Below are 12801 nucleotides of genomic sequence, written 5' to 3'. Positions count from 1 at the left end.
TTAATGACTGAGTTAAGTATCCCCGGCTCTGTGCGTCTCGGCATGTGTGAATGGATGATAGTTGCCATGCTAAAACCTGGTGTACGGCAAGAAGGAACTGTTGTGAAACAGGTTGTTGAAATCCCGGTTATTACATGTGAGGCCTACAGTATGTTGTAATTAACGAACCTGAGACAAAATAAGTACGCACCTGGAAAACGACCACAGACAACACAAGCAACAATTACGCTCTTCTGTCTGAACGGCCCTGTCCCGAAAGCAGTTAACATGGACTCATTGAAATGACGAAAGGGCACACAGCGAAACAACACCGGAAGCATTAACAAAGGTGGGTGTCAGAATAGTTTATCTGGAAGAAACTATTGCCATGGTCACTGTTCAACCATGGCACAGTCTGTTGTCATGAAGACAAACGATGTTTTGAATCAAGCAAATGGTTAACTGATGCCTGGCGTGCCTTGTCAGCATTGCCAGCCATGATTGCTTCGTAAATTTGGCGATGTTCATTAATACAAGTGCTGCCTTCTTCTGAAGAATGAGCAATGAAGTTGATAAACATCGTTGTCAAAACATGCCCAAAAGGCAGAAAAAAATCATTCCCAGTGGAATTAAAAATGATGCTGTGGAAACGAATGTCAACTTCCATCCAACGTCTTTTATCCAATTCAGCAGATTCAGCGACTTCTGCCATTTCTTGAAATGCTTCGGAAAGCTGAATACGTTGTTCAGCTGTTGCATTCTTAGCCGCAAGAGCGCAAGCCTCCGGCTCTATAGCACGGCGCAACCCTAAAAACTGATGGCAGAAATGGTCTGTTTCTGTGAGCCCATCCATCCATTCTATCAATTGGGAATCCAGGAAATTCCAATAGGCACGGTTTACCACACGCGTCCCCACTTTAGGGCGTGACTCTAATAAACCCTTAGAAGTGAGTAGCTTTACTGCTTCGCGCAACGCAGTGCGACTGATGCCGAACTGTTCACACAAAACCATCTCGCCAGGAAGAATTGACCCTTGTGTAATCTTCCCGGATAAAATGCTACGGGCAATTTCGCGCGCTACTTGTACATGCAGGCTTCTTTTAGAGCCAGAAATAGAATGAAATTCACCAGACATATAATCACTTAGTAGTTAGATATGTATTATTTAAGTGTAACTATAGCATTCCAGATGTAGCACACCAAGCAGTGTTTACTGGAATGGAAAATATAACCATATATATCAACCAGTTAATGTTATTTTATAAATCCTGTTTCCAATGAAATTGGTTTATTATGATCACATTCCAATCTACTATTTTAACAATTTTCATACCCTGTATGGGTAAATTAGCGTTCAAAAAATACTACAATATTAATTTCTCACGATAAAATACTGATGCGGTGATTATCATGGCCAGACGTTTTAGAGTTACCCGCTGTTTTGTATACGGCATCTCTACCACCAAAGAAACAGGTAACTCTATATAATTCAAAACATTAAAAAACACGAGATCGTGAACCCGCATAAGTAGACGAAGCTTGCTTTCCGGGTTCCTGCCACAACAAGTATTCTCGCATTTCGGCTAAATTCTAGTGCTGCACATAGAGTAATTCGATATCCCGTTGCGCCCACACTTCAGCCAGATGTTTCTGCACGGTAAAACGTTCGAAATCAGTATCTTTCGCTAATTTTATCCATTCAGGTTTATTCATCGCCACACCTGCTTTCAGGTAAATGGGCGCCATACGCTCAACCCGGCGCGGGTTATCCTGAGCACTATATGGCCAATGAGAGGCTGGGTTCTGAAATGAAGCCATCAATTGGATCCCCTTCGCCAGAGAACCGCCTTTTTTATTTTCATACTGCCAGAGATCAATACCCAGCTTGTCTCCAATTTGGGCAATACCAACTAATGAATCCAGGTTAAAGTAATGGTAATGATAAGCACGAGTACGCGCGATTTCATGAGGTTGTGAGCCGTCCTTCTCAAACTGAGTATCTACCCGCATTTTTCCTTTTTCTACCATTTGCTTTGCAAGCGCCTCGTTGCCCAGAAAATACGAAATACTGGCAACCTGGTAGTCGTACCACGTCCCATGGTTATTTTCAGAATACGCTTCACCTGCAGGCCCGCCAGACAAGTCATCAACAATCAACCAGTTCAGGTATTCGCTATACCACTGTGTAATTCGCTGCTCATCTTCGTTGGTCCAGGCTGGTGAGAGAGAAAGAATTGCAATTGAATCCAGCATACGCTCTGCCAGGCCACGTGTATCAATAATGCCACTGCGCCGCCCTTCGGCAATCCCTGGCACCCCCTGGCCATAATTGACATTAGGGTTCATCTTAGTTTTATCATTCATGAACCAGACTCTAACGTAATCAATACCTTGCCGAGCATACTTCTCGTCCTGGCTAAAATAGTAAGCTAAAGCAAGTGCGCGCACAGAACGCGTAAAGTGGCCTATTCGGTTTGAGTCGGTTTCTGTGGTTTTAGATGCTGGATTCGTTTTACCATCCCGGCGAATCCAGGGCAGTCCATCGGCTTTTGACTCATCAGGCCACCAGTATGGACTGATACTCAGATAATCATTTTTACTGCCACTTGGTGGCATCATGATTTTATCCGTCACTGTGAAAGGCCCATCCTGCATAGCCACGTCAGCTTCTTCAATTAAACGTTCGAAAGCCTGTTTCATTGAAGTACTTGCTTGATTTGACTGTAAAACAGTGCGGTTTTGCTCCAACATAGCTTCATCAAGAAATACAAAGTTGGCGGCCAGGGTATTGTTACTAACCAGAATGGCACCGATGCAAGTCGCAAGGTTCCGATAGCTGAAAAGTTTAGTCATGTTAAGTCCCTTTTATTGATAATAAAATAATACAAATACATCAATAGAAAGCGTTGGTCTGTGACAAAAGTCTAATTGCAATGTCTCTGGAAGCAGGCTGCATTCCCCAGAAAAAAAATAACTACCTGTTTTAACTAAACAAAAATAGCCACTGATACAGTATCTGCTTCTCAATATTTTTCGCCTGAATGAGATCTAAAACACGCGTTCCCTTGGCATTGAAATCTAAGAACATCGATATAGCGGAATATAAACAAGAAAACAGGGCCAGTAACAGACATTAATATTAGAAAAAGTGGTTAAGTGTTTATTTTATGTAACTTACTATCCGTTCTCTTTATATGAAGACGCGTCAAAAATGTTAACAAGCTGACTTTCATGATTACAGTCACAATATCCCCCTCCAAACCCCTTTTTTATTTGTAATACATTAATTCAATATTATATAAAGCAAAAAACAGATAACTTCACCTTCCTCTACAGAGAGAAAATCATGAAATCAGCGGCCAAAATATCTTTATTTTTTGCTACATCATGCTTCGTTGGTGCTGCTTCTGCTGCAACATTAGACTACCGCACGGAGTATAAACATGATGATGAGAAGTATGCTCACCGAATAAAAATTAGTGGGCAGACAAAAATCACAAATGACACCACGTTGAATTACGGCGTTGAGCAAAAATTTCACAGTAGCGACCAAACAAAGTTTTGGGACAAAGTCGAAGCGGGAGATTCAGAGTTTGACTGGGGTGTCCGTTACCGAATAAATAAACAATGGTTTGTCCAGCCTGGTATGCCAGTTACCTTTGGTGATGCCAAAACAACATATAAACCGCAATTTCGTGTGGGATATATTGCCTCTTTTGGCTTAACTACAGCACTAAGGTACCGCCACGAATTTCAAGTTTATACTGATGATGCTGGAAATAAGACACTGACCGATGGCACAAAAATGAGTGTTGCAGGTAAAACTATTGAACAAGGCAAATGGACACTCACTGGCTCTTACAGATTTACCGATGAAGCATTAAAGAACCTTAGATTATCCTATGAGGCTAACTACAACAAAAACTATGACAAAGTGCGCCTTTCTGACGGAAAGGATACCCAATGGGATGCCGGTATCATTGTTGGCTATCAGATGGGGAAATTTCAGCCCTATGTTGAACTTTGGACGATTGATTATGGATCGTCCGCAAATGATGACCGCCAGTTAAGAACGCGCCTTGGCATAAAATACAGCTCATAATCAATGACAAGCTATTCCCACTAACAGCCTATCCCAGCAGGCGTTATTGTCGCAACCAGTCTGGACACTGACAGCGTGCAGAAACCGGAGCGTACACGGAGTACATGAGGATTTCGAGCACTGCCCAGGTTCAAAATGGCAAGTAAAATAGCCCTAATGGGACAGGCTCTAAGCATTAATCTGGCAGCAACTTATCTTCTGATGGGCGCTGCCAGATATTTTACAGAAAAACCGGAAGTATTCTGTTTAAGAAAAAATATTGGCCGAAATACAGATTTCGGCCAATAGAAAAATTAAATATATTACCTGAAAGCATTTCAATAGAGTAATACACTCATGGGCTACATAACAGCGCCACTAAAATACGAAAATTAATTAACTCAGGAGAGATTAATTATTTATTTGACGATGTAATTACCCTACATGCTGCTATTCAATATTTTTATATTTAATTATGCATTAATAAAATCCTGGCGGGCAGGATTAAAAATATCCAAAAGGATACTATCTTGTTCCAAAGCGACCGCACCATGCATCATATGTTTGCGCGCAAAATAAGCATCGCCTTCTTTAAGGATTTTTTTCTCACCCTCAATTTCCACTTCAAAACTTCCGCGAACCACATACCCAATCTGATCATGAATTTCATGCGTGTGAGGTGCACCAACAGCGCCTATGTCAAAGCATAAATGGACAGCCATTAGATCATCTGTGTAGGCTACAATCTTACGTTTTATTCCACCACCCAGTTCTTCCCAAGGGTGCTTGTCCAATAGAAAAAAAGCATTCATTGCTATACTCCTGGCCGTTTCCGTTTATGGCATCCCATTCATCTGTTTATTAAAAATAATAAACTCGAGGTAACACTTTCCACTAGTAAATCGATTATCATCGTATCTTATTGCACTAATTAATAATACAATAACTCAAATTTTATGTGATTAAAATCACGCTGAAAAGCCAGAATCTCCCATTGAAGACTAATATTCACCCTATAAAAAACCACAACACGCATTAAATATACCATTAAAAACAATATGATAGATAACTTAACGTGACTTTTGTCGCCATTTTCGTCCCTTACACTTCAAACAAAATTAATATTGTATTACTTTATAAGGAGGTAAGTTACACACATACTTCATTTGATGGTGATAAAGAAATGACGACACAACCGATTTTGTTGGCTGAAACAGAAATTGCACGACTAAGAAACGAAGTCGGAAGGCAAAGTTTGATGGGTAAAACCATCGAAGAGAACCGTAAAAAAGTCGATGCTTTCATGCGGTTGCCGTTGGATGTGCCGGGGCATGGTGAAGCAGGTGGCTACGAACATAATCGCCACAAGCAAAATTACACTCACATGAACTTAGCCGGTCATCTGTTTTTGATCACGCAAGAGCAAAAATACGCGCAATTTGTTAAAGACTTGCTGGCTATTTATGCCGAAAAATATCTCACGTTCAATTACCATTTACAGAAAAACACCAACCCAACAGGCCGCCTTTTCCACCAAATCCTCAATGAACATTGTTGGTTGATGTTCAGCAGTCTCGCCTATTCTTGTGTGGCTTCGACCATGACAGAAACAGAGCGGACAGCCGTTGTCGAACAACTCTTCGAACCCATGCTGCAAATGTTCACAGTCAAATACTCACATGATTTTGACCGTATCCATAACCATGGTATTTGGGCAGTTGCAGCCGTTGGGATTTGTGGCTTAGCCATAAACAAACGTGAATATCTGGAAATGTCCGTTTACGGCTTAGATAACAACAATACCGGTGGGTTTCTTGCTCAAATCTCTCAGTTATTCGCACCATCGGGTTATTACATGGAGGGGCCTTACTACCATCGTTATGCGGTTCACCCACTTTGTCTCTTTGCTGAAGTGGTTCACCGGCACATGTCTGAAGTTGATATTTTCAATTACAAAGATGGCGTGATCGGGAATACCGTACAAGCGTTACTCTCAACAGCCTACCCCAATGGTGAATTCCCAGCACTGAACGATGCCTCGCGTACGATGGCGATTACAGATACCGGCGTGCAAATTGCAGTAAGCCTGTACAGCAAACACTACGGGTTGAATGACAATATCCTGGGAATGGCGAAAATTCAGGATGCCGTATGGATGCATCCCTGTGGCCTTGTGCTTTCTAATGCCTATGAAAAAGCCACCGCAGAGCACGAAATTAGCCTGCCTTTCTGGCCAGGTGTTGAGCTCAACGAAGGCCCGGATGGCCGTTCCGGTGCGCAAGGCTTCATACGTATGCAGGATAAAACGGGCGATGTATCCCAGTTAGTTATGAATTACGGCCAACATGGTATGGGCCATGGCCACTTCGACACACTTGGTATCACCTTTTATAACCGTGGCCAGGAAGTATTACGTGAATACGGTTTCTGCCGTTGGGTCAATGCAGAACCCAAATTTGGGGGACGCTACCTTGAAGAAAACAAATCTTTCGCCCGCCAAACTATTGCCCATAACGCAATTACCATTGATGAACAGTGTCAGAATGGCTTTGATGTCGAACGCGCCGATTCCGTTCATGGCCTCCCACATTTTTTTAAAGTTGAAAGCAGTGAAATCAAGGGGATGAGTGCATTTGCCAATGACCACTACCCGAATACTGGCATGCAACGCAGTGTTTTTATGCTCAATATCGAAGAGTTAGAATCACCGTTATTACTTGACCTGTACCGAATCCAGGCGACAGGAGTACACCAGTACGACTACGCACACAACTATGACGGCCAGATAGTCTGCACGAATTTCAACTATCAAAGCTTCAGTGAATTAAGCCCACTTGGTGAGGATTTTGGTTACCAACACCTTTGGAAAGTGGCCAGTGGCAAAGCGCAAGAGGCTGCCATGGTGACCTGGTTACAAAACCACGCTTACCACACCTGGTTAGGTACAAGTAGTAACAACCACAACGCAATTATCTTCACCCGCACTGGCGCAAATGACCCAAACTTTAACCTGCGTAGCGAACCCGCGTTTATATTGCGAAGCGAAGGTGAATCCACCCTGTTTGCTTCTGTACTTGAAACTCACGGTTACTTCAACGAAGAATTTGAGCAGTCTGTGAATGCAAGGGGCCAGGTTAAAAACATCCGCATCCTTGGATATAACGCCGTGGGCAGCATAGTAGAAATTATAACAGCGAAGTCATTAGTCACAGTGATGGTCAGCAACCTCCCCGGCGCGAATGACCACACTCCGCATCAGGTAGAACTTAACGGTAAAACATACCACTGGAATGGCTTCTACTCACTGGAAGTATATGCATTAGAGCAGGAGAAATAAGCATGGATTATCAACCACTTTTACTGAGTTTTGACGAAGCTGCAGAGCTCAAAAAAGCGCTTAACACTAACAGTATACTAGGAAGAGCATTAGCCCGTGACATCAAACAAACGGATGATTACATGGCGCTGGTGGGTATCGAAGTACCTGGGCATGGCGAAGGCGGCGGTTACGAACATAACCGCCACAAGCAAAACTACATTCACATAGACCTGGCAGGCCGTCTGTTTCTGATTACCGGAGAGCAAAAGTACCGGGATTACATAGTGGATATGCTAACGGCCTATGCAAAGATTTACCCGACTCTGGAAAGTAATACCAGCCGTGACTCTAACCCGCCAGGCAAAATCTTCCACCAAACGCTAAACGAGAATATGTGGATGTTGTATGCCTCTTGTGCGTACAGCTGTATCTACCACACACTGGAAGAAAACCAAAAATCGCTGATTGAAAATGACCTGTTCAGGCAGATGATTGACCTGTTCGTCGTCACTTATGGCCATGATTTCGATATTGTTCACAACCACGGTTTATGGGCTGTTGCGGCTGTTGGGATTTGTGGGTACGCAATTAACGATCAAGATTCTGTAAATAAAGCGCTTTATGGCTTGAAGCTTGACAAAGTCAGTGGCGGCTTTTTAGCCCAACTGGGGCAGCTGTTTTCACCCGATGGCTATTATATGGAGGGGCCTTACTACCATCGTTTTTCATTGCGTCCAATATACTTGTTTGCAGAAGCCATTGAGCGTCGCCAACCTGAACTTAATATTTACGCATTCAATGACTCCGTCATCAAAACAACATCATATGCGGTGTTCAAAACAGCCTTCCCCGATGGCACATTGCCAGCGCTAAATGATTCATCTAAAACCATTTCTATCAACGATGAAGGCGTGATAATGGCAACATCGGTGTGTTTCCATCGTTACGAGCAGTCTGAAACACTGCTGGGAATGGCCGCCCACCAACAAAACGTTTGGGTTCATACATCAGGTAAGACCCTGTCAGATGCCGTTGAAGCAGCAGATCATATCAAACCGTTCAACTGGGGCAGTTTATTTGTGACGGACGGCCCTAAGGGCGAAAAAGGCGGCGTAAGTATTCTACGCCACCGCGATGAAAAAAATGACGATACCATGGCGCTGCTCTGGTTTGGTCAACACGGCTCAGATAATCAATACCATTCAGCTTTGGATCATGGCCACTATGATGGGCTGCACCTGAGTGTATTTAATCGAGGCCACGAAGTTCTGCATGACTACGGCTTCGGTCGCTGGGTAAACGTTGAACCTAAATTTGGTGGCCGTTATATTCCCGAGAATAAGTCTTACTGTAAACAAACTGTGGCGCATAACACTGTCACTGTTGACCAGAAGACACAAAATAACTTCGACACTTCACTGGCAGAAACAAAATTTGGTTCTAAACACTTTTTCAACTCAGAAAACAATAAGTTACAAGGAATGAGCGGTCGTATTTCTGGTTACTACCCGGGCACAGACATGCAACGCAGTATCCTTCTCGCTGACTTACCAGAGTTTGAGAAACCGCTGATCATCGATATTTACCGTATTGATGCAGACCAGCCGCACCAGTACGACCTTCCGGTACATTATTCCGGCCAAATCATGCGTACCAATTTTGAGTACAACGTGGAAAGCCAATTACGCCCAATGGGTGAAAATAACGGCTACCAACATTTATGGAATCTGGGGTCAGGTAATGTAGCAGGGAGTTCACTTGTTAGCTGGTTACACGGCAATAGCTATTACTCACTGGTAACCAGCGGAGCCCAGGGCGGCAAAGTCTTCTTCACTCGCACAGGCGCCAATGACCCTGATTTCAATCTTCGTAGCGAGCCCGCCTTGATCATTCGCCAGTCTGGTCAAAATCACGTATTTGCATCTGTGCTGGAAACACACGGCTACTTCAATGAATCTATTGAAGCCTCTGTGGGTGCCCGTGGTTTGGTTACCTCAGTAACCGTAATAGGCTCTAATAAGCAAGGTACAGTTATTTGCATTGAAACCACCACAATGAATAAATACTACTTTGGTATTTGTAACCTTGATGAAAACCAACAGAATCAGGCCCATAGCCTGGTGTTCGATGGGACGACTTACCGTTGGCAAGGTGCATTCGCGGAAATTAACCTGAGTTGATAGTTATCTGGGTTCTCATCCCGGCACCTGATTTTGCAGGTGCCGGGGCAAGTTGCTCGAACACGTCTTTGCCGCAAGCCCTTTCCCCTGAGCCAAACCGTTACACGACAAATCCTCTGCCCTGTTCGCAAAATACGGCAACAACCCGCATTACATTCACCCGGCTTGCTACCAGGCTTCCGGCTCAGCCGGGTGGCTGTCATTCATTAAATGCGGGGATTTAACAAACACCCCTTTCCAGGGAACATCGCCACGGTTAACCAGGTAATGTGCTTCGCCGGGTTCACACTGCATAACATCCCCTTCCTGCAACACATGCAGCACCCCTTCCAGGTAGAGGCACACCTCACCGCTTAGCGTATAAAAAACCTCACAAGCCTCTTTGTGCCGATGGTTGCGAAACGACTGGCCCGGATTCAGTACCACTACGCCCATATCGCACTGTGGGCCACGAACCAGGTACTTGGGCCCGTTATCCCCAAAACGGTACTGGTGCTGCTGTTCACTGGTTTTCAGCATGATTCGCTCTCCTGGGTTACAAACCGGGTGCCTTCCACATTGATGTGGTTAAGCCATGGTCCACCAGCCCGCGCTGGTCCTGATAAACCGCCAGCCACTTCTCCTGGGCTTCGTGGTACACCGCATAATTGGCCGGGTCTGGCTGGTGTTCCCGGTCCCAGCGCACCAGTTTCTCACCGGTTTCAGCAAGTGATGGGTATATACCGGCCCCCACACCAGCAGCAATGGCACAGCCCAGCGCCGTCGCCTCTTTTACTACCGGAACCCGTACTGTAAGGCCGGTGACATCCGCCAGAATTTGGCTCCAGAGTTTGCCCTTTGCGCCTCCACCTGCGAATACCAGTGAATCTGCTTCCACACCGGAGAATTCAGCAATCTGTTTAAGATTACAGGCCGAGACAATGGCTGCATTTTCTTCCAGAGCGCGGAACAACGTGGCTTTATTGCATTTTTCAGGGTCAATCGACAGGTTAATAAACGAAGGCGCGGCGTGGTACCAGGTTTTAAAACGCATCACATCTGAAAAGATGGGCATCACGCCCCATGCACCAGCAGGCACCCGGCCCGCCATCTCTTCAAGCAGGGTATACGCATCAATCCCCAGGCGCTCAGCAATAAGTTTTTCCTCCGCGCAGAATGCATCACGGAACCAGCGCATAGTCAGCCCGGTAAAGAAGCTGATGGACTCCGTCTGCACCATACCGGGAATAACATGGGGATTAATACGTACATTCATGTTTGGGTCGGTGACCGGCTCAGGCAAATTAACCACCTGCTGCCAGAAAGTACCACCCAACACAGCGGTTTGTGCCGGGCGAACTACACCCAGCCCCAGGCAACCCAGTTGCACATCCCCACCGCCCACCACTACCGGCGTGCCCGCTTTCAGGCCACAGGCTACAGCGCTTTCAGCGGTAACAACACCCAGTAAGCTGCCAGTCTCCCGGACAGGCGAAAGAATATCGGAGCGCAACCCGGCCATTTCCAGCAGGCCGGGTTTCCAGTCCCGGGTTACCAGGTCCAGTAACCCGGTAGTGCCCGCATTGGAAGGGTCCACCGCCAGTTCGCCACTGAGCATAAAGGCCAGCCAGTCGCTGATCATTGTCACGGTGGAAGCCTGGCGGTAGATATCTGGCCGGTGGTGAGCAAGCCACAACAAACGCGGCATGGCACTCAGTGCGAGCGTTTGCCCGGAACAACGGTAAACCTCGTTTTCGAATGTGTAGTCATACAGTTCTTTCAGTTCACTGACTTCATGGGCAGCCCTGGCATCAACATTCGCACAGGCCCATACTGGCGTGGCATTGCTGTCATAAATCACAATACCTTCGCGCATTGAACAGGCAGAAACGGCAACGATAGATTCCGCGGCAACATTGCCATTATGCAAAGCCTGGCGAATGCAGTTACAGGTGAGTTGCCAGTTTCTAGTGAGGTCAAACTCCATTGACCCCGGTACATCCGGCACGGCCAGGTGTTGCCACTCAGCCTGGCCTACACTGATTTGATTACCGTCAAAGTCAAAAATAACCGCGCGGACACTCCCTGTACCGGCATCCAACGCCATCAGGTAGTGTGGTGAAAGGTTAGGAGTACAGAGTCGGGCCATAAAAAGATCCTCGGCGTTATGTCGCTTCCTGCCGTTGACTGCTCCGTGTATTAGGGTAAGTGTTCATTATTAAAATATTTATTTTTCAATCAGTTTCAGTATTTCTGCTGCAGTATTTTGGTCTGTGACCAGTGCGTTGATATAACCGCCTTTCATGGCGGCAAGAATGGTTTCGGCTTTCTCCATTCCCCCTGCCACACCAATCACCAGGGGGATAGTAGTTAATGCATCCAGGCTGAGCCCGATTAATTCCTTATGAATACGCATGTCTGGCACAATTTGCCCCTGCGCATCAAAGAAATACCCGAGAATGTCACCCACCGCGCCTTTACGGCCAATCATCAGTTGTTCGCCTTCGGTGATATACCCCGAATGCAAAATGGTGGCATCCGTCCGCTGGCTGATAGAGCCAATCCCGACAACGGCCACATCGGCAGCTTGCGCGGCCAGCAGCACATCACGCACGCTGTTTTCATTTCTGAGTGTTTTGGCAATATCCGCTGATGATGCCCGTAATGGAGCCGGAATAATGTTGACGCTACAGGCGGCATCCAGTTGACCAATCCCGGTCATATAAGGGCCAACTCCGCCAGACAACGTGACCAGGCGAATTTGCTGTGAAGAGATAAAACCACTCAGGCGCTTCAGTGTGCTCATGGTGGTTTTACCGAACCCCACCGCCAACAACTGTTGCGCGCTGAGTGACTCCATTAACATATGTGCGGCACCAATCCCTAGCCGGGCGCAAATATCAGCATCGGGTAGCGCTGGGAGCACCCGCACCTGGCGCAAGCCAAAGTGCTGTTTTAGTGCGTCTTCATATTGCAGGCACCCTTCAAAGCGCGAATTAATCTGCACCCGAATAATGCCTGACTGGTGCCCTTTCTCCAGCAAGCGGGACACTTTCAGGCGGGTCAACCCCAGGCGCTCGCTGATCTCACTTTGCGTTAAGCTGTCGTGGTAATAGAACCAGGCGATACGCGCCACCAGCTCCTCTTCACTCATTTCATTATCAGGGATAAATGTGGTTTCACTCATTGTGGTTATTTCGCTTTACTGTGAACATTTTTAAATTTTAAACACAATTGTTCTCATTGCGACAACTAATATCTGT

Annotated in this window: 10 protein-coding genes; 4 read left to right on the top strand and 6 right to left on the bottom strand. The window is 45.8% G+C overall.

The window, feature by feature from the left end; translation table 11 throughout:
* The first annotated feature begins 3 nt into the window (after window positions 1-3).
* Entirely contained in the window at window positions 4-159 is a 156-nt protein-coding gene (locus tag LC084_RS04470) for a hypothetical protein (RefSeq protein WP_226569713.1), read from the top strand.
* A 241-nt stretch (window positions 160-400) separates the two neighbouring features.
* Here the strand turns inward: LC084_RS04470 and LC084_RS04465 are convergent, their stop codons facing one another.
* Complete coding sequence (locus tag LC084_RS04465) at window positions 401-1114, bottom strand: FadR/GntR family transcriptional regulator (protein WP_226569712.1); 714 nt, start codon at window positions 1112-1114, stop codon at window positions 401-403.
* A 455-nt stretch (window positions 1115-1569) separates the two neighbouring features.
* A complete protein-coding gene (locus tag LC084_RS04460; protein ID WP_226569710.1) occupies window positions 1570-2832 on the bottom strand; it encodes an alginate lyase family protein in 1263 nt (420 codons plus the stop codon).
* 493 nt (window positions 2833-3325) lie between these two features.
* Here LC084_RS04460 and LC084_RS04455 point away from each other — a divergent pair, with 493 nt between their 5' ends.
* Window positions 3326-4081, top strand: a complete 756-nt coding sequence (locus tag LC084_RS04455; RefSeq protein WP_226569709.1) for an oligogalacturonate-specific porin KdgM family protein — start codon at window positions 3326-3328, stop codon at window positions 4079-4081.
* 452 nt (window positions 4082-4533) lie between these two features.
* On the opposite strand, the gene LC084_RS04450 is transcribed toward LC084_RS04455, so the two are convergent.
* The gene (locus tag LC084_RS04450) at window positions 4534-4872 is read right to left on the bottom strand and encodes a cupin domain-containing protein (RefSeq protein ID WP_226569707.1); all 339 of its coding nucleotides are present in this window, start codon (window positions 4870-4872) and stop codon (window positions 4534-4536) included.
* A 371-nt stretch (window positions 4873-5243) separates the two neighbouring features.
* Between LC084_RS04450 and LC084_RS04445 the strand changes: the two genes are divergently transcribed.
* Window positions 5244-7397, top strand: coding sequence for a heparinase II/III domain-containing protein (locus LC084_RS04445; RefSeq protein ID WP_226569705.1), 2154 nt, complete (start codon window positions 5244-5246; stop codon window positions 7395-7397).
* Window positions 7398-7399: 2 nt separating this feature from the next.
* Window positions 7400-9559, top strand: a complete 2160-nt coding sequence (locus LC084_RS04440) for a heparinase II/III domain-containing protein (protein WP_226569703.1) — start codon at window positions 7400-7402, stop codon at window positions 9557-9559.
* Between the two features lie 168 nt (window positions 9560-9727).
* Here LC084_RS04440 and LC084_RS04435 read toward each other — a convergent pair whose 3' ends face one another.
* The 3 genes from LC084_RS04435 to lsrR all read right to left on the bottom strand — a co-directional run bounded on the left by LC084_RS04435 (window position 9728) and on the right by lsrR (window position 12725).
* Window positions 9728-10078: a cupin domain-containing protein gene (locus tag LC084_RS04435; RefSeq protein ID WP_226569701.1), complete on the bottom strand. Its 351-nt coding sequence runs from the start codon at window positions 10076-10078 to the stop codon at window positions 9728-9730.
* 16 nt (window positions 10079-10094) lie between these two features.
* Window positions 10095-11687, bottom strand: a complete 1593-nt coding sequence (lsrK, locus tag LC084_RS04430; RefSeq protein WP_226569699.1) for an autoinducer-2 kinase — start codon at window positions 11685-11687, stop codon at window positions 10095-10097.
* A 78-nt stretch (window positions 11688-11765) separates the two neighbouring features.
* Window positions 11766-12725 (bottom strand): transcriptional regulator LsrR, encoded by a 960-nt coding sequence (gene lsrR / locus LC084_RS04425; RefSeq protein WP_226569697.1) that lies wholly within the window; start codon window positions 12723-12725, stop codon window positions 11766-11768.
* Window positions 12726-12801 lie beyond the last annotated feature (76 nt).

The sequence above is a fragment of the Mangrovibacter yixingensis genome (assembly GCF_020523985.1).
In the GTDB taxonomy this organism is placed as follows: domain Bacteria; phylum Pseudomonadota; class Gammaproteobacteria; order Enterobacterales; family Enterobacteriaceae; genus Mangrovibacter; species Mangrovibacter yixingensis.
This window is presented reverse-complemented; position numbering and strand designations above follow the sequence as displayed.